General features: G+C 57.3%; 15 protein-coding genes, 1 tRNA gene and 1 pseudogene. 4 read left to right on the top strand and 13 right to left on the bottom strand.

Features of this window, described 5'->3' with window-relative positions:
• Nucleotides 1-191 precede the first annotated feature (191 nt).
• Nucleotides 192-1,634 carry an NADP-dependent succinate-semialdehyde dehydrogenase gene (gene gabD, locus QFW87_RS00940; protein WP_008148203.1) on the bottom strand — a complete coding sequence of 481 codons (1,443 nt, stop codon included), beginning with the start codon at nucleotides 1,632-1,634 and terminating at the stop codon, nucleotides 192-194.
• A 350-nt stretch (nucleotides 1,635-1,984) separates the two neighbouring features.
• Here gabD and QFW87_RS00935 point away from each other — a divergent pair.
• Nucleotides 1,985-2,061, top strand: a tRNA-Arg gene (locus QFW87_RS00935).
• Nucleotides 2,062-2,365: 304 nt separating this feature from the next.
• On the opposite strand, the pseudogene QFW87_RS00930 reads toward QFW87_RS00935, so the two are convergent.
• A pseudogene (locus tag QFW87_RS00930) lies at nucleotides 2,366-2,548 on the bottom strand (integrase); the annotation flags it as partial.
• A gap of 714 nt (nucleotides 2,549-3,262) precedes the next feature.
• On the opposite strand from QFW87_RS00930, the gene QFW87_RS00925 reads away from it, so the two are divergent.
• On the top strand, nucleotides 3,263-3,631 hold the full coding sequence (locus tag QFW87_RS00925; RefSeq protein ID WP_283189597.1) for a hypothetical protein: 369 nt from the start codon (nucleotides 3,263-3,265) through the stop codon (nucleotides 3,629-3,631).
• Between the two features lie 492 nt (nucleotides 3,632-4,123).
• On the opposite strand, the gene ltrA is transcribed toward QFW87_RS00925, so the two are convergent.
• From ltrA to QFW87_RS00910, 3 genes are all read right to left on the bottom strand, one after another.
• The gene (gene ltrA, locus QFW87_RS00920) at nucleotides 4,124-5,545 is read right to left on the bottom strand and encodes a group II intron reverse transcriptase/maturase (protein WP_283189596.1); all 1,422 of its coding nucleotides are present in this window, start codon (nucleotides 5,543-5,545) and stop codon (nucleotides 4,124-4,126) included.
• A gap of 537 nt (nucleotides 5,546-6,082) precedes the next feature.
• Nucleotides 6,083-6,415, bottom strand: a complete 333-nt coding sequence (locus QFW87_RS00915) for a type II toxin-antitoxin system HicB family antitoxin (RefSeq protein ID WP_283189595.1) — start codon at nucleotides 6,413-6,415, stop codon at nucleotides 6,083-6,085.
• Nucleotides 6,412-6,666, bottom strand: coding sequence for a type II toxin-antitoxin system HicA family toxin (locus QFW87_RS00910; RefSeq protein WP_283189594.1), 255 nt, complete (start codon nucleotides 6,664-6,666; stop codon nucleotides 6,412-6,414). The genes QFW87_RS00915 and QFW87_RS00910 overlap by 4 nt, the downstream gene beginning before the upstream one ends.
• Nucleotides 6,667-7,479: 813 nt before the next feature.
• On the opposite strand from QFW87_RS00910, the gene QFW87_RS00905 reads away from it, so the two are divergent.
• On the top strand, nucleotides 7,480-7,773 hold the full coding sequence (locus tag QFW87_RS00905) for a DUF3077 domain-containing protein (RefSeq protein ID WP_283189593.1): 294 nt from the start codon (nucleotides 7,480-7,482) through the stop codon (nucleotides 7,771-7,773).
• Between the two features lie 79 nt (nucleotides 7,774-7,852).
• Here the strand turns inward: QFW87_RS00905 and QFW87_RS00900 are convergent, their stop codons facing one another.
• From QFW87_RS00900 to QFW87_RS00880, 5 genes are all read right to left on the bottom strand, one after another.
• Nucleotides 7,853-8,119, bottom strand: coding sequence for a hypothetical protein (locus tag QFW87_RS00900; protein ID WP_283189592.1), 267 nt, complete (start codon nucleotides 8,117-8,119; stop codon nucleotides 7,853-7,855).
• A gap of 20 nt (nucleotides 8,120-8,139) precedes the next feature.
• Entirely contained in the window at nucleotides 8,140-8,763 is a 624-nt protein-coding gene (locus QFW87_RS00895) for a hypothetical protein (protein WP_283189591.1), read from the bottom strand.
• The gene (locus QFW87_RS00890; RefSeq protein ID WP_283182460.1) at nucleotides 8,760-9,326 is read right to left on the bottom strand and encodes an RNA polymerase sigma factor; all 567 of its coding nucleotides are present in this window, start codon (nucleotides 9,324-9,326) and stop codon (nucleotides 8,760-8,762) included. Before QFW87_RS00890 ends, QFW87_RS00895 begins: the two co-directional genes overlap by 4 nt.
• Before the next feature lies 1 nt (nucleotide 9,327).
• Nucleotides 9,328-11,040, bottom strand: coding sequence for a VWA domain-containing protein (locus QFW87_RS00885; protein ID WP_283189590.1), 1,713 nt, complete (start codon nucleotides 11,038-11,040; stop codon nucleotides 9,328-9,330).
• 87 nt (nucleotides 11,041-11,127) lie between these two features.
• A complete protein-coding gene (locus tag QFW87_RS00880; protein ID WP_283182458.1) occupies nucleotides 11,128-11,688 on the bottom strand; it encodes a YbhB/YbcL family Raf kinase inhibitor-like protein in 561 nt (186 codons plus the stop codon).
• Between the two features lie 139 nt (nucleotides 11,689-11,827).
• Here QFW87_RS00880 and QFW87_RS00875 point away from each other — a divergent pair, with 139 nt between their 5' ends.
• Nucleotides 11,828-13,357 carry an apoptosis inducing factor family protein gene (locus QFW87_RS00875; RefSeq protein WP_283189589.1) on the top strand — a complete coding sequence of 510 codons (1,530 nt, stop codon included), beginning with the start codon at nucleotides 11,828-11,830 and terminating at the stop codon, nucleotides 13,355-13,357.
• Nucleotides 13,358-13,446: 89 nt separating this feature from the next.
• Here the strand turns inward: QFW87_RS00875 and QFW87_RS00870 are convergent, their stop codons facing one another.
• The 3 genes from QFW87_RS00870 to QFW87_RS00860 all read right to left on the bottom strand — a co-directional run bounded on the left by QFW87_RS00870 (nucleotide 13,447) and on the right by QFW87_RS00860 (nucleotide 16,318).
• Nucleotides 13,447-14,952, bottom strand: coding sequence for a YdgA family protein (locus QFW87_RS00870; protein ID WP_283182456.1), 1,506 nt, complete (start codon nucleotides 14,950-14,952; stop codon nucleotides 13,447-13,449).
• 324 nt (nucleotides 14,953-15,276) lie between these two features.
• Nucleotides 15,277-15,543: a hypothetical protein gene (locus tag QFW87_RS00865; RefSeq protein ID WP_283182455.1), complete on the bottom strand. Its 267-nt coding sequence runs from the start codon at nucleotides 15,541-15,543 to the stop codon at nucleotides 15,277-15,279.
• A gap of 136 nt (nucleotides 15,544-15,679) precedes the next feature.
• Nucleotides 15,680-16,318 (bottom strand): NADH:ubiquinone oxidoreductase subunit N, encoded by a 639-nt coding sequence (locus QFW87_RS00860; RefSeq protein ID WP_283182454.1) that lies wholly within the window; start codon nucleotides 16,316-16,318, stop codon nucleotides 15,680-15,682.
• Nucleotides 16,319-16,348 lie beyond the last annotated feature (30 nt).

The following is a 16,348-nucleotide window of genomic DNA, read 5'->3' as shown; positions in this document are numbered from 1 at the left end:
CTCATTCACCGCTCATCGGGCGGCGTGGTTCAAGGAAAATGCGGCGGGGAGGCAACTACGGCAGCATGCGATGATCGACTGCCACAGCGTTCCCGGCCACAGAGAAAATTCCGTTTGTTGCACGCAAAGGGACAGCGCTCTCGTGCCCTTTGCGTTTGAAGCAATGCCTTGCCGGGCTTATCCCTTCGAGCTTAGATGCCCAGGCAGAGGTATTTGATTTCCAGGTAATCTTCGATGCCGTACTTGGAGCCTTCACGGCCCAGGCCCGACGCCTTGATCCCGCCGAACGGCGCGACTTCGTTGGAGATCAACCCGGTGTTGACGCCGACCATGCCGTATTCCAGGGCTTCAGCCACACGGAACACACGACCCAGGTCGCGAGCATAGAAGTACGAAGCCAGACCGAACTCGGTGTCGTTGGACATCGCGATCACTTCGGCTTCATCTTTGAAGCGGAACAGTGGAGCCAATGGACCGAAGGTTTCTTCCTTGGCCACGGCAGCGTTCTTCGGCACGTTGGTCAGGATGGTCGGCTCGAAGAAGTTGCCTTCCATGACCTTGCCACCCGCCAGAACGGTTGCGCCTTTGCTGATCGCGTCAGCAATGTGCTCTTGAACCTTGGCCACGGCTTTTTCGTCGATCAGCGGACCAGTGGTGGTGCCTTCTTCCAGACCGTTACCGATCTTGAGTTTGGCGACTGCCACTTTCAGCTTCTCGGCGAACGCGTCGTAGACCGAATCCTGAATGTACAGACGGTTGGCGCAGACGCAGGTCTGGCCGTTGTTGCGGTACTTGGAAATGATCGCGCCTTCGACGGCCTTATCCAGGTCCGCGTCGTCGAACACGATGAACGGCGCGTTGCCGCCCAATTCCAGGGACACTTTCTTGATGTCCTTGGCGCATTCAGCCATCAGCTGACGACCGATTTCGGTCGAGCCAGTGAAGGACAATTTGCGCACGATCGGGTTGCTGGTCAGCTCGCTGCCGATGTCGCCGGCGCTGCCGGACACTACGCTGAACACACCGGCTGGAATGCCGGCACGCTGGGCCAGTTCAGCCAAAGCGAATGCGGAAAACGGAGTTTGCGAAGCAGGCTTGAGCACCATGGTGCAACCGGCGGCCAGGGCCGGGCCGGCTTTACGGGTGATCATCGCGGCCGGGAAGTTCCACGGGGTGATTGCAGCGGTCACGCCGATTGGCTGCTTGATCACGATCAGGCGCTTGTCTGGCTGGTGGCCCGGAATCACGTCACCGTAAACGCGCTTGGCTTCTTCGGCGAACCACTCGATAAAGGAAGCGGCGTAAACGATTTCGCCCTTGGCTTCGGCCAATGGCTTGCCTTGTTCGAGGGTCATCAGGCGAGCCAGGTCGTCCTGGTTCTCGATGATCAGTTCGAACCAGCGACGCAGCTTGTTCGCACGGTCCTTGGCGGTCAGTGCACGCCAAGCCGGCAGCGCTTTGTCAGCGGCTTCGATTGCACGGCGGGTTTCGGCAGCGCCCATTTTCGGCACGGTGCCCAGAATTTCGCCCGTTGCCGGGTTGTTGACCTTGATCGTCTGACCATTGTCCGCATCAACCCAAGCGCCATCGATAAAGGCTTGCTGGCGGAACAACTGGGTGTCTTTAAGCTGCATGTCGGCTTTCCTTAACAGCACCGCGGCAAGCGCGGAGCGAATTATGATTGTAGAAAGGCGCCTTATAGGCTGCCGTCAGGGAAATCATTCACCGGGCTGAAGCACATAAATAGCGCACTGATTGAAACTCGTGCGGTTCAGCACCCAGACAAGAGCGTTTGAAATCTCAAACGAATCCTAGGATCAAAGGGGGTAAAGGACAATAGCCTGTTCGAAAAAAAGAACGAAAACGCCGCATTTGCCTAATTTTTCTGATCAACGTAGCAATCACAGGTTACGCTTTGGAAAACCGCAGGCGATTCAGCAGCATGGACGCCCGCGGTGCATATGAGTATCATGGCGCCCGCATTGCACCAGTAGCTCAGCTGGATAGAGTACTGCCCTCCGAAGGCAGTGGTCGTGGGTTCGAATCCCGCCTGGTGCACCATATAGCAGTCTAGACCTGTCTCAGACAGTCTACGAAACACCCCAAGAAGCCCGCCCTGTGCGGGCTTTCTTGTTTCTGGCTATCCCTCCCTGTCTACCCCTATAACTTCACGCCGTGTATGCCCACTTGTATGCTTTGAGATTCATTGAACTGGAGGCATACACGCAGTAAAGCGTACTGAAATCAAACGCCGCCCACTGGCAGACACTACTCTCGCAGGCTTGGAGCCAGAGAGTGCGACGTGGGCACCAAGGACTCGACGGGACGTGCCGGCTTCCCAGCTTGAGCGCCTAGCCTCAAATCATTCGCGCCCTAATGCTTCGAAGGTATTGTTGGCCGCCACGCGGTCAGCAATCTTGCGAGCCTGCTTACTGACTAATGGATTTTTACCAGTCGATGCGTCATCCCGCAGTTGCGCCGCCTTCTGCCTGGCTAGCAACCCACTGATTTCGGGGTAACCGCCTAGGCCCAGCCAGGACCATTTCCCGTGAACTGGTGAACTGGTGAACTGGTGAACCGGGTGAACCATGATTCACCAGTGCAATTGCACAAGGTATTGGGATGTTGCGGGGGACCCTGAGCATTTCTGAAGGACACGGGCAGATAACCCGCGCGTTCGTGTTAGCGGCTGGATTTTTTAAGTTGGTTGACAGGTTGACGGCGTTGACTCGGTTGACTCGGTTGACTCGGTTGACCAACGCCAAGCGTGCATTATCAGCAACACAAAAGGGGCATCATTACCGACACGGTAACGATGCCCCTTTTTCTTCAAGATCCTTTCAATTTCAACGTTTGAAATTTCAGTAAGCTGCGTAGCCTGTCGCTAACACGATGCCGCGGGTTTCCGACCCCGTATCCTCAGGATATTGTCAGGGTCCCCAGCGCCTTTTTCTGCAACCCGCCCGAGATCTCAGATGAGTAACCTTCAGAAGCTAATCGCAAATGCTCGGTCGGGCTTATCTGTTCAGGAAAAAATCTCTGATGACGGTTGGCAGGCAATCGCTAGGCTTTGTGGTGCCCCTGAAATCGAAGAGATCGAACAGCGTATTGCCAGGTTACGAGCAGAGCTGGACACGGTTGAGGAGTGGGACGGGGATACCCAAGATGACATACATCACGCGATTTCCAGCTTTACCCGATTACTGAGGTCCGCGAAAGCACGGTAACGGTGCTGGCGGCGATAGAACCACAAGGATTCAACATGAATAAATTCCTCATAGGGTTCACCTACCACGAGCCCGAACGCTGGATGTTGTTTCAAAAAGGCATCATTGAAGACTTTGAGTCATCCGCAGGTATTTACGTCGCGGCCTCCACTGCAGGTGAAGCAATTGCATGGGCAGAGCGTATTGCCGAGGAAGTCCTGCGGGCATCCAACTCAGACCCTAAGCTTGACTGGAAGTCGTTGAGTTACGAGTGCTGGGTCGTGGACGATCCCAGCGATTCCGACTGGAGTCATTGCCTCGCCTTTTTTCAATCTGTCGAGATCGGCGTTTTCCCAGATTTTGTGAATATGGGTGCGAGCGCGTACGGAAAGTGGGCCGAGGATCATGGAATTTTTCCCACTTAATCCTTCGAACCCCGGTAACGCCTTCGCTCAACAGCTGATATCCCTAGCAGCGCATACCTTTAGTTGGAATATGTATGACCCCAGAATGGATCGGTCGCGGCAAAACCGTCGCACAGTTGATACAAGAGCTTCGTTCTTTCGAGGATCAGAGTCTGGAGGTTCGCATTTCTATTGATGGGGGCGAATCCTCACAGCCTATTTCTCTTGTTACGAAGAGAGGTGGATATGCCGTGCTAGAGAATCACCAGGACGTGCCCACAATCGTTCGTCACGGTGACTAACGATCGAGCCTTTCAAAGATCGTCAAAGGAAGCAGCGCGATACACCTTGTATGCTCACGTGTATGCCTAACCAAAACACTACCAGCCGCACCCTTATAAACCGGGCACCACAGCCTCCAGTTCAAACGACGCCTGGGTAGATCGAGTAGGAGGCGGCTTTACAGCCGCCGTCCTCTCACACCACCGTACGTACGGATCCGTATACGGCGGTTCAAGTTATGCGATTAAGCCGAGTTATCGTATTCAGTATTGAGACCAGACCAAGCCGATCCCACAGTTTCTTCGGTAGCGCCTGATTCATGTGTGGCGCTCCCGAGTTCCACCATGGGCCTCGGCCATTGAACGCTGATATGCAGGCGCGATGCCTACTGAGCCCCAGGCGTATCAAGTTACGAGCCCTTGTTGAGGGCTGCTTCCATTGACGCCATACGGCGCAGCGCAGCTTACGACGCACCCAGCCATCCAGTTTCTCCAGCGCTCGCTTGCCTTGGGTTAACTTGAAGTACCCAGCCCAACCACGCAGCACAGGGTTTATCCGCACGATGACGGTTGCCATCTTGCAACCCCGCGCGCCGCGTAGCAGCTCTGCGAGTCGGTCGCGTAAGCGACCCAGACTCCTCGTCGCCACTCTTAGTCTCGGCTGTCGGTGCCAGCTCATCCCATAACCCAGATAATCACAGACCCAAGGCCTTGCCACGCGGCTCTTTTCCCTATTCAGCGTCAGTTTCAGACGCTGGATCAGGAAGCACTCGACGCTGACCATCACTCGCTCGCCGGCACGGCGACTGCGCACATAAATGTTGACGTCGTCGGCGTAGCGCACGAAGCGATGACCCCGCCGTTCCAGTTCGCTGTCGAGTTCGTTGAGCCGGATGTTCGACAGCAACGGCGAAAGCGGGCCGCCTTGCGGCGTCCCTTCCTGCCGTCGGCTGACGAGTCCACCTGACATCGTTCCCGCTTCGAGGTAACGACGGATCAACGTGAGCACACGCTTGTCTTCGATTTGACGCGCCACGTAAGCCATCAGGACATCGTGGTTGACCCGATCAAAGAATTTCTCCAGATCAAGTTCCACGCACCAGCGGTGACCCGCTGCCACATGGCCGCGAGCGGTTTCGATGGCTTGGTGAGCGCTTCTGCCCGGACGAAAGCCGTAGCTGTAATCCGAGAACAGAGGGTCGAAGATCGGCGTGAGCTGTTGCAGCAAGGCCTGCTGGATCAGGCGATCCACGACGCAGGGGATACCCAGCTGCCGTGTCCCGCCTTTGGGTTTCGGAATGTCGACGGCGCGTACACCTTGTGGGTGATACTCACCGGCCAGCAACCGAGCCTTAAGGGTCGGCCAATACTGTTTCACGTAGCCTGCCAATTCGTCGACCGTCATGCCATAGGCACCCGGCGCGCCCTTGTTGCTGACTACGCGTTGATACGCACGCTTGAGGTTGGCGGGTGCAAGCACCCGCTCCATCAGCGTGTCCGGCTCCGCGTTCGTCCACGTCACAGACGCCGCCGATACCTGTGCGCTGTCAGCCGTCATCCGCGGATACTGTCCGGGACTCGGAGTAACAGTCTTCTCTGCGAGAAATTTCTGCATTTCGGTATCCAACGAGACTCTGACGCCTACCAGCGGCATAACCTGTTCGGCCCTTGGTGACGTGGTTATCCGCCACTTACTACGGCCTCGGCTGACTTCTGCACGCTCATCCCGTCGCCTCTCGGCGTTCGGTAGCACAGTGGCAAACGTGCAGATCTCCCAGGGTAATTCGCGTGACCTTCCTGCTTATGCCTGTCGGATCTACGTCGCAACGTTCCGTGCAAGTATTGGGCTTTGAGGAAGTTTGCCCCCTTACCCCGCTGCGCCGCCTAATCCGCTTCCTGTTCGTCAGGCCAGCATTTTGCCTCGGGCTTCCTTCAGATTCGCAGTCACCCGCGACACCCTTGCCTCTGGCTAACACTTCCCCTTGCCGGGTGTGTAGAGGACTTTCACCTCCAAGTCACCAGCGTGGCCACCACAGCCAAGCCGGTTGCGCTTGCGCGCAACGCGCCATGCCTGGCGCACAAACGAGAAAGCCTCAGACCGCAGGGTCTGGGGCTTTTTTGTGGGCGTTGCTTCGTCCTGAATAAGGTTTTCACCTTCTGGCTTCTTTTCAGGAAGGTGCAATGGCAGTGGTCAGGCATGCACCTCACGATCAAGAACCTCAGCTACCCACTGATTGATACTCTTATGGGCTAACTGCGCTTTTACGGCGACAGTTGCGTGGAGTGCCGGCGCTAAGCGCAGACTGAGGTGGCCAGAATAGGGCTTCTGCGGTGTGCGCCCGAGCTTGGCGCAAGTCTCCAGATAATCAGTGACGGCCTCTTCAAATGCATCTCGAAGCTCCTGTACTGACTCGCCATGAAACCCAACAATATCTCTGATACCAGCAATATGGCCGACAAACAGGCCATCTTCCTCGCTGTATTCAATTCGAGCGGCATAGCCGTTGTAATTCATTACGCTCATGGGGTGACTCCTGCTTGTTCAAGGAAAGCCCGAGCATCACGAACCTGGTAGGGCTTTGCTTCTTTGTCCGGGTGTGGTCGGTGAAAGGTGGCGACCACACCGTTCAGCTCAAAGCGCACCCGGGACCCATTGCCTTCAATGGGCTTGGCGCCAGCGGCACCGAATAAAGACTCGATACGGGCCCATTCCAGCGCGGCTGGGGTCGGCCTTGAGAATACTGCTTTCAGGGTGCTGAGCTGTTTGTTATTCATGGTATGAAATTATGATACCGCGCAAAAGAAAGCAACCGTGAATCTCTGACTCATCGACCCTGTCCACATCCTAGCGCATGGCGGCCAATTGATGCTCCCAGTTGGAAGATGGCTATCCATCTGGGCCTGGACGGATGGAAGTGACCAAGACTGAAGACACGTTGTTTCGAGATTCAAGGTGAATCTTCTTAATTTGGGTGAGCGTCGTCATCAGGCCATCAGTACAACTCCGAGTCACATTTACGGGCTGTATACGCCGATGGTTAGCGGGCTGAAGGGGCAGTTGTAAACTAAAAGTTTACAACTGCGGCACGCGTCAGTGTCAGACGCGTGCCGGCCTTCGTACATTTCTTGGGTAGTTCTTGGGCGTTTCTTGGGTAGTTTCTTGGGTAGTCAACGGCCACTGGTACTCTGACAATCGCCGTTGCCATTTCCCCAATATCCGAGGTTGCAGGAGATCAGCCTGCGCGATACCCTTCCGCCGTCGCTGCCAATTCAGCGACCGGGCTTGGTAACCCGATGGAATAAAGGCGCAACAGCGCCCCAAACACGTTTGCAGGCGTTTTTTTTCGTCTGTGATCTTGTGCTATGGCGGCTGTGCGTGGGACGTCTTCGGACGTGCCGGTTTCCTTGATTCCCCGGTTTACCAACCTGCGCACAGTTGCCACCCATTCGCTTGGTATCGAATGCGCGGCAACTTCTTAAATCAAGGAAGTGAACAATGCGCAGCATCAATCCGTACGAAACTTGGTTCATCCCCCAACGCGATTTCGAATCGCAATCCCCGCACACCTCCATCAACGGAGGTGGCAAATGACCGACCCATCAGAGCTGAAAACCATCGGTTTAACGCCTGCCATCTACTGCTTGGACAAGACAGTATTCCACGTCACTCGCGATGTGCCTCTCGGCGACGCGCTAGGCATGGCTTCCGACTTTTTGTTCCTTGCCAAGGCACTGACCAGAGATGCAGCCTACGACAAAGAAAGCGATCGTCATGCCTGGGCTGCACATTATCTGACGGCGCTGAGTAAGGCGTTGGTAGATGACGCTGTGAAAGTGCTGACGCGAGACCAACCTTCGCGGAAGGACAAAACAAAAGAATAGCGGCAACCCACCATTCAAATTGCGGGTCCTGATTTGTCGGGGTCTGCAATTTGAAAGAGTAGTGCTCTAAGCGCCGCTTTCACTCAGTCGTCCAATCAAACTCGTCGTATTCATCAGCCTCTTCATCCTCGATCACTTCATCATCAAGAACGTCTTCCTCTACCGCTTCTTCTGCCTGCTTCGCCAGCAGAAACTCCTTACGACTCTCAGTCACCGCTCGCCGTAATTCCTGCCCCTTCACCGGGCAGTTGAGCATTTGGGCGATGCGGTCGATTTTTTTCGCCATGGCTTCCTCCAACGCATCGGCTATAGGCCGATAGTGCGCGCTTTCGGGTGTCGATGCCAAATGACTGACCGCTCTGCCTCTCAGTTTTTCTGCAAATCCTTGAGTCTGGCCGTGAGATTTTCCTTGGGAAAGCGTTTGTGCAATGTCGCCATCAGGTCAGCGGCCGCTTGAGCCTGACCAGCCTTTTGCAGGCGGATCACTTCCCTTAATTGATCGTCGATAAACTTTGCCGGAGCTATCGCCGGGCGTTTGCTGACCTTCGCTTCGTCAGCCATTTCAGCGCTGATCGATTCGCTCTGCGCTGGGGCAGCAAGATCGGCCATTGGGGCCGCAAGCTCTGGCGCGGACATGGCGCCGGCCGGGGCAGCCAGAGAACGCGCAACCGATGACGGTGCTTCTTTTTTGGCGGCCGGTGCAGACGCTTTGGGGGCCGGGGCGAAGTCGTAGCTTGGCAGTTGCTCCTCCGTACGTTGCACCAGTGCAAGCATCAGGGCCACACCGACGAGGCTGGCAAATGCGACTTGCCAACGGGGTTTCTGGCAGGCCTGGACCCAGCGTTTCCACAGACCTGGTTTCTGTGCAGGGACTTCGCGTTGCGCTGTGGCCAGGATGAAAGCGTCGAGATGGGACGGTGGTTCGCCGCTCGCATGCTCGCGAAAATGCTGTAGCACTTGGTCTTCTGGTGTAGGTCGGGCGTCAGTCATGTCAATACCTCCTCGGCCAGCAGCCGACGCAGTTTTTGCTGGGCGTAGCGCAAGCGGCTTTTGACGGTTTCCAGCGGTGTTTCGGTGAGGGTGGCGATCTGCGGCAGGTCGAGATCGCCGTGAGCGCGCAGCAGGAACACTTCGCGCTGGTCAGCGGGCAGGTTTTGCAGGGCCGCTTCGAGGCGCTGGTTGTCTCGGCTCAGGCTCAGCAGTTGTTCGGGATCAGTAGCGTCATCGCTCAGCGCGTGGATCTGTTCGTCATAGCTGTCGTGCAAGGGGTAGTGGATTCCGTGTTTGCGCCAGTGATCGATCAGGCGGTTGCGGGCAATCTGGTAAAGCCAGGTACGAAAATTCGCCCTGCCTTGTGGCTGACTGGTGCTGCGGATCAGGCTCAGCCAGGTGTCCTGGTAAACCTCTTCCGCCAGCTCGGACTTGCCACTCAGGCCAAGCAGGAATCGGTAGAGCCCTTGGCGGTGACGGGCGTACAGAATCTCGAACGCCGGCCCGTCGCCTGCGCGATAACGGGCCAGTAGCGATTCGTCGCTCGATTCAGGCGCTGACATTTCAGTTGTAGCCTCCTTTAAGCGGCTCACTATTGGATGCAGTCGTGGTTCGCAGACTTTGCGCCAACTCCACCAACTGCACGAACTCTGCACGCAGACCAAATCGATCTTCGCCCCGCGCACCGCGCGCCAAAGCCTCGGTGTCCTTCAGGCTGAAATCGCCGGTATAACGCCCGTCCTTGAGCTGCTGGGAAAACGCCGCCACGGCCGCCGCAAATCTTAGGTCGTCACTGGCTTTGCCTTCAAAACCACCCGCAATCGGCCGCTCGATCAAGCGACTACTCCCACCCTCAGGTAGCTGATACCGCACTCGCAACATCGCCAGTTCCCCGGTCTTTTCGGAAACAACGGCCCCAGGATTGCCGTACCGCAGCGGCTCCAGCCAACCCTTTTCACCCTTGGGTACAATTTCGTACAACGCAGTCACCGTATGCCCTGCACCCACTTCACCGGCATCAACCTTGTCGTTAGCGAAATCCTCACGCTTCAACGCACGATTCTCATACCCCAACAGCCTATATTCACTGACTTGTGCCGGGTTGAACTCCACTTGTAGCTTCACGTTCTTCGCCACGACCGCCAGGGTCGAACCGAGTTGATCCACCAGCACCTTGCGCGCCTCGCGCAGGTTATCGATATAGGCATAGTTGCCATCGCCGGCATCGGCCAATTGCTCCATCAGGTGTTCATTGTAGTTATCCACACCAAACCCCAACGTGGTCAGGGAAACGCCGGTCTTGCGTTTATCCACAGCCATTTGCTTGAGGCTGTCGAAGTCGCTGATACCGACGTTGAAGTCACCGTCGGTGGCCAGCAGGATGCGGTTGATGCCCTTGGGAATAAACGCCTGCTGCGCCATCTGATAAGCCAGTTCGATGCCTGACGCTCCGGCGGTGGAGCCGCCTGCGGTCAATTGATCGATGGCCGTACGAATCTTCGCTTTTTCGTGTCCGGACGTCGGCTCCAGCACCACACGCGAATCGCCGGCGTAAACGACCAACGAGACCCTGTCCTGCTCGCGCAATTGATCAACCAGCAATTTCAGGGTGCTTTTGACCAGCGGCAAACCCTCGCGTCGGTCCATCGAGCCGGATACGTCCACCAGAAACACCAGGTTCGCCGGGGCCAACTCCGCGACCGAGCGGTCCGAGGCCTTGATGCCGATGCGCAGCAATCGGGTATGCGGGCTCCACGGCGACGGCGCCAGCTCTGTGGTCACGCCGAAAGGTGAGCCATCGGTGGGCAATGCGTAATCGTAGGGAAAGTAATTGACCATTTCCTCCAGTCGCACCGCACCTTCCGGTGGCAGGCGCCCCTGATTGAGCAAGCGGCGGACGTTGGCATAAGCACCGGTGTCGACGTCGGCGCTGAAGGTCGAGACAGGCGCTTCGGCCACGCTGTGAATCGGGTTATCCGCCAACGCTTGATACTGCTCCCGCTGCTCATCCCGATATCCATTCGGAGATGCCTCGCCCGCGGACATCAGTGCATAGCTCGCCATCGGCGCCGGACGCACGCTGCGCTTGGCCATCGTGGAGTCCGCCATGACAGCCTCGCTGCGCACCAATGCTTCAGCCGGCAGCGCACCTTGAGCCGGTGGCGGAACCGAAGCGGAATCAGGCTTGGATGAAACGCCGCAACCGGCAATGGCCAGCAGCAACCCGGCGGCGAAACCCTGGGCGGCCGGGCGGAGGAAATGCAGAGGGAGGGACATGGGGGCTGACCTCAGGAGGAAATTGATCCATTCATCCTCTGAGACGGACAGCCCCGTCGATTCGGGTTAAGACCGCTGAAAAAAACTTCAGCGGTGATAACGCCGTACCACACTGCTGTTTTTCAGCACATGGCCTTTGATTTTTTCCAGTAGCTGCGCGCGTGTCAGGCCGGCGGGCAAAGCTTCCGGCGCCAGGTCCAGGGCGTAGAGCTGGATGATGTAGTGGTGCGCGCTGTCGCCGACCGGCGGGCAAGGACCGACATAACCGGTGGTGCCTTTGCTGTTGGTGCCACCGACGCCTTCCAGGGCGGATTTTGCGCCGACACCGGCGGCAATCTGATGAGTCGTGGCTTTGATGCCGTAATGCACCCAGTGATCAACGCCTTGGCCTTTTTGGCCGTCAGGATCGTGCATGACAATGGCGTAACTGAGGGTGCCCGCCGGGCCGGCGTTCCAATTCAAGGCGGGTGACTGGTTGTGCCCACCACAATTGGGCGCATCGCTGGCGGCAGCCGAGGTGAACAGTCGATCGTCGGTGACACCCGGGATGTTCAAGGTGAAACGCTCCTGTGCCTGCGCCGGAAACTGCACGCAAAAGGCGACTGCAACGGCCGCCAGCCAAGGGTTCAGAGAGGTCAATCGGGTCATACCGGAGCACCTTGTGCGGGTGGGGCCGTCGTCGGCGTGCAAACTATAGCCGGACCGTTCATTCGGTGGCAGCGGGAATTGGCTGAACCTCCAGATAAGCGCCAAACTCTTAAGTGAAACGCTTGCCTGGAGAGTGATCATGGCACTGCACCGCGTCGCCCGTTTCGCCGATGTGTCCGAAAACCGGGGCCTTGAGGTCCAGATCGCAGACACGAAAATTGTCCTGCTGCGGGTGGGCGATCATCTGCGCGCCTTTCAGGGCGAATGCCCCCATGCCGGGGCGCCGCTGGCCGACGGTGCTCTGTGCCACGGACGTTTGATCTGCCCGTGGCACAAGGCTGCGTATCGGATCGAGGACGGTGCGCTGTGCGAACCGCCGGCCCTGGACAGCCTCAAGCGCTATCCGCTGGAAGTACGCGATGACGAGGTCTGGGTCGACGATCAGCCGATGTCGGACGCTCACACACCACCGGCGGACGACGAGCGAACGTTTGTGATCATCGGTGCCGGTGCGGCAGGCACGGCGTGCGCGGCGGCGTTGCGCGAAAAGGGCTTCGGTGGCCGGGTGCTGTTGATCGACCGTGAAACCGACGCCGGTTACGACCGCACGGTCTTGAGTAAATTCGTGATTGCCGGGGAGATGCCGCTGGAAGAAGTCCCGCCGCTGCGTGATGAAAACTTTTACCGCGAACAGCGCATTGAGCGAATAAACGCTGAAGTGACGAGCCTGGACGACGCGAACAAAACGTTGCGCCTGGCTGATGGTCAATCACTGAGTTACGACGCTGCCCTGCTCTCCACCGGTGGCACACCCAATCCGCTTACGCTGCCTGGCGCCGATCTGCCGCAGGTGTTCGTGCTGCGTTCGAAGGATCAGGCGCAGCGGATTCTGGGCTCGGCAAAACCAGGCCAACGAGCGGTGATCATCGGCGACAGTTTTATCGCCATGGAATCCGCGTCCTCCCTGCGTCAATACGGCCTGGACGTCACCGTTCTGGCCCGCCACGCAGTGCCTTTTGCCAAACAGTTTGGCGAGGCCGTCGGCAAATCGATTCTTGCCCTGCACGAAGCCAACGGCGTGGTGTTTCATACAGATGGCCAAGCCACGCACATCGAAGGAACGACCAAGGTTGAAGCGGTACGCCTGGACAATGGTCAACGGATACCGGCGGATCTGGTGTTGGTCGGCATTGGCGTCAGCCCGGCAACCGGCGCCTTTACTGGCCTGCCCATGGAAAAGGACCAGTCGCTGAAGGTCGACGGCGGAATGCGCGTGACGGAAGGGCTTTGGGCCGCCGGCGATATCGCGACCTTCCCGCTCAACGGCCAGCCCCAACGGATCGAACACTGGCGCCTGGCACAACAACAGGCACGGATCGCGGCGATGAACATGCTCGGCGGCGACGAGCATTACCTCGACGTGCCTTATTTCTGGACCTGGCACTTCGGTAAAAACTACGACTACCTTGGACACGCCGCGACCTGGGACGAGGTCGAGTTCAAAGGCGATCCTGACCATCCACCCTTTATCGGCCTGTTCGGCAAGGACGGGTTGGTGGTCGCCGCGGTGGCATGCGATGAAGAACGTGCAATCGCGCTGCTCGCCGAACGGATGAAACAGCCGCTGCCGGTGGATGAGGCGTGGCGGCTGATTCGGGACTTGAATTAGCGGCTGTTCCCCCCCGTTTCAAACGCCAGACAGCAAAACGCCCGGCATCTGCGTTGCGGAGGCCGGGCGTTGGTCTGTAAGCCCTGGTTTTACTGGACGGTGACATTACCGCCGAATTTGCTCATGACAAACCCGACAAACTCTTCGACGGTCATCTTCTGGCCGTTGAATTCCACCTGATTACTGGCGTAGTGCAGTTTGGCGACGATGTCGTTGCCCTCCAGTTTTGCCAACTGCGTGCCGACTGCCATGCTGCCAAACATGTCGGCGGTGGCGGTGGCCTGATCGGCGATGAGCTTGGCGTCGGTCTGACCGTCGATTTGCGACTGCACGCTCAGCAGGTCAACGAGCATTGGCTTGGACACTTTCACGTTGACGTCAAGCAGCGCGATCAGTTGTTGGGTCAGCTGGTCCGGCGGCAGGTCCATGGATTGTGGTTTGGTCAGGTCGAGCACCAGGTTGGCGCGGCTTTCGCCATTGGGGGTGTTGAACGACAGATTCTCCAAGGCGACCTGCGGGCCGGCAGCCAGCAGTTTCTCCAGGCCGGTTTTGACCTGCGCCTCTTCGGCCGGGGTCAGGACCAGCTCTGGCGCCGGTTCACCCGCAGCCACGGCCTCAGCGGCGGCCCTCTCGTACGGTTGCAGTTTGGTCTGGTAAATCTGCATCAGCGACATTGTTGCCGGGATGTCGAGGTTCTTCAGGCTCATGGCCATCTGCGCAGACCCGACAGCCTTGCCGTTCAGGGTCACCTCCCCCACCTTGTAATCGGCACGCCCCGAAGCGCTGGTGCCGGATTCCTCGGTCTGGTTCTTCATTTCAAACTTCTTGAAACCCAAGACTGACTGCTTGGCGCCGAAGGTGGTCTTGCTGTCGGTCAGCTCGACGGTGTTCTCGCCGGTGTAGTAGCCGTAGGTACTTTTTGTCAGGTTGCTGGCCAGGGTCAGACCGTTCAGTTCGACCTTCACCGGCGTCTGATCTTCAGCCACCGTGCTCAGTGTCAGGCTGTCCATGTAACCGTCGGCCTTGACCTTCTGCGCTTGAGCGCTGGCGGCGACATCGAGGTTCAGCCCGGAAAACTTCAGGCTGGACTTGTCGTCAAGCGCCACGTCCAGCGGCAGCAATTTCAGGGTGCCGTTGGTGGCATTGTCGTAACCGATGTTGACCACGCCCGTGAGTGGCGATTTGTCCTTGGCAGCGGCGAACCATTTCTCGGTGGTCGGCGTTCTTTCAAGTTCGTAGTGACTGGTGGCCAGAACCGGCAGCCACTTCAGCGACACCAGGCGTGAAAACGGCAGCGGGCCGTGCTCGATGCGATCGACGAACAGCAACTCCACCGGTGCTTCACCGAACATCTCGCCTTCGCCCTTGAGGCGGTAGTGCGCGGTGCTGCTGAACACATGGCGTTCCAGCGACACCAGCTCCAGCGACGCCGTGCCGTTGGAACCGACCAGCGCGGTTTGCAGCTCTTTGTTGGCGTCGGCGATCGAGGTGTTCAGCACACCTTCGAGTTTGGTGCCGGTGTACCAGGCACCGCCGGCGCTGATTGCACCGATGGCAACGACGATTCCAAGAAGCACGCCTGCAGATTTATTCATGAATGACCCGATCAATGTCCGTTGTTGAAGGTGTGGTCGTCTTCCCTGAACCCATGACGGGTTACGGTCACGACTGCGTTAAAAGAGCGAAGGAGATTAGCATCAGGCGCACCAGGCGACCCAATGATTAAAGGTAAAGAGTGTCTATGGACCGTGCGCGGGGGTTGAGAGTTTCGGCGGGTATGAAATCGCCATCGCGAGCAGGCTCGCTCCCACAGGGACACGCGGTCAATTGTGGGAGTGAGCCTGCTCGCGAAGGCATCAGTCCTGCCAATACAGGTTCAGGAATACTGCACTTCACTTTCATCAAGCTGATGGGTAAAGCTATTGATACTGCGAAGGTTGCCAAGGTTGCCAAGGTTGTGGTTTTTCAGTAAGGCTGCCATCAACCCCAAGTTTTTTGCCGTTCACTTCAATGTCCTTAATCGTCCAGTACTCGAACGATGCGTCTCTTGAGTAGGCCGCCCAATAAATACTCAACTTCCCATTACTTGCTGACTGGAAGGTTCCTCTTCGCGCTCCATCGGTGTCGTGAAAATAGATACTGTCGCCCGGTGAAACATTTTTGAATGAGTCGTCCGTGAAGGCCATATTCTTTTGCTCCATTGTGATGTTAGGAGCTTTAATCATTGACCCTTTGAAAGATGCACACCACTGTCATAAATGACAGTTATTAATAGTTTTTTTGAATTAAAACCCGAAGTTTTATAGCGATACACCATCCATCTTATGAATACTGCACTTCAATTTCATCCAGCTGATGATCAAAGCTCTTGAGCCGTGCGGTCCATGTATAGACCAGCACTTCGAAGTCGCGATTGATCACCGCTGTGCCGCTTGGGGATTCCGAGCGCGGGTCGCAGAAGTCCAGTTGATAACGTTCGCGGGCCATGGCGGTGGCGACATCGGAGAGTTCCCTGGCGTTATTGAGCCAGTGCAAGCCCTCCTCGGACACTTGCTTGTCCAGCGCCTGGCATTGTTTTTTCAGGGTTTCGAGGCTTTTTTCCAGCGGTGTGCCGGTAAGTTCGCCCATGACTTCCTGGAACGTACGCCCCGGCTGCCAGTAACTGCCCCAGAAATACCGATCGAACACCGTTTCGACACGGCGCAGCGCGACCTTGGTGTCCCAGATCAGCACCAGGGTCTTGCCTTGTTCGAGCTGTCTTTTTTTGATGCGCTGACCCTGAACCGAAGCCCAGGCCACCACCACGATTGCCATCACGGCAATCAGTGCCACGGCGCTGTCGAGAAACACCAGCGCCTTGTCGATCTGGTGGGCCAGCATGATGCCGTAGAAATAAGTGGCCGATAGCAACACCAATGCCGCTATAGCGCACCAGAAGCCGGGAGCATAAGGGTTTTTCATTATTGGAATCCCCATGACCAACGCGAGCCT

The sequence above is a fragment of the Pseudomonas sp. PMCC200344 genome, assembly GCF_030053095.1.
GTDB lineage: Bacteria > Pseudomonadota > Gammaproteobacteria > Pseudomonadales > Pseudomonadaceae > Aquipseudomonas > Aquipseudomonas svalbardensis.
Note: the sequence above shows the minus strand (reverse complement) of the source record. Positions and strands in the feature narration are given on the sequence as shown.

Bases quoted from the DNA above. Each gene is read 5' to 3' on its own strand.
- gabD (WP_008148203.1), bottom strand. From the start codon at position 1,634: ATGCAGCTTAAAGACACCCAGTTGTTCCGCCAGCAAGCCTTTATCGAT.
- QFW87_RS00925 (WP_283189597.1), top strand. From the start codon at position 3,263: ATGAATAAATTCCTCATAGGGTTCACCTACCACGAGCCCGAACGCTGG.
- ltrA (WP_283189596.1), bottom strand. From the start codon at position 5,545: ATGCCGCTGGTAGGCGTCAGAGTCTCGTTGGATACCGAAATGCAGAAA.
- QFW87_RS00915 (WP_283189595.1), bottom strand. From the start codon at position 6,415: ATGAGCGTAATGAATTACAACGGCTATGCCGCTCGAATTGAATACAGC.
- QFW87_RS00910 (WP_283189594.1), bottom strand. From the start codon at position 6,666: ATGAATAACAAACAGCTCAGCACCCTGAAAGCAGTATTCTCAAGGCCG.
- QFW87_RS00905 (WP_283189593.1), top strand. From the start codon at position 7,480: ATGACCGACCCATCAGAGCTGAAAACCATCGGTTTAACGCCTGCCATC.
- QFW87_RS00895 (WP_283189591.1), bottom strand. From the start codon at position 8,763: ATGACTGACGCCCGACCTACACCAGAAGACCAAGTGCTACAGCATTTT.
- QFW87_RS00890 (WP_283182460.1), bottom strand. From the start codon at position 9,326: ATGTCAGCGCCTGAATCGAGCGACGAATCGCTACTGGCCCGTTATCGC.
- QFW87_RS00885 (WP_283189590.1), bottom strand. From the start codon at position 11,040: ATGTCCCTCCCTCTGCATTTCCTCCGCCCGGCCGCCCAGGGTTTCGCC.
- QFW87_RS00880 (WP_283182458.1), bottom strand. From the start codon at position 11,688: ATGACCCGATTGACCTCTCTGAACCCTTGGCTGGCGGCCGTTGCAGTC.
- QFW87_RS00875 (WP_283189589.1), top strand. From the start codon at position 11,828: ATGGCACTGCACCGCGTCGCCCGTTTCGCCGATGTGTCCGAAAACCGG.
- QFW87_RS00870 (WP_283182456.1), bottom strand. From the start codon at position 14,952: ATGAATAAATCTGCAGGCGTGCTTCTTGGAATCGTCGTTGCCATCGGT.
- QFW87_RS00865 (WP_283182455.1), bottom strand. From the start codon at position 15,543: ATGGCCTTCACGGACGACTCATTCAAAAATGTTTCACCGGGCGACAGT.
- QFW87_RS00860 (WP_283182454.1), bottom strand. From the start codon at position 16,318: ATGAAAAACCCTTATGCTCCCGGCTTCTGGTGCGCTATAGCGGCATTG.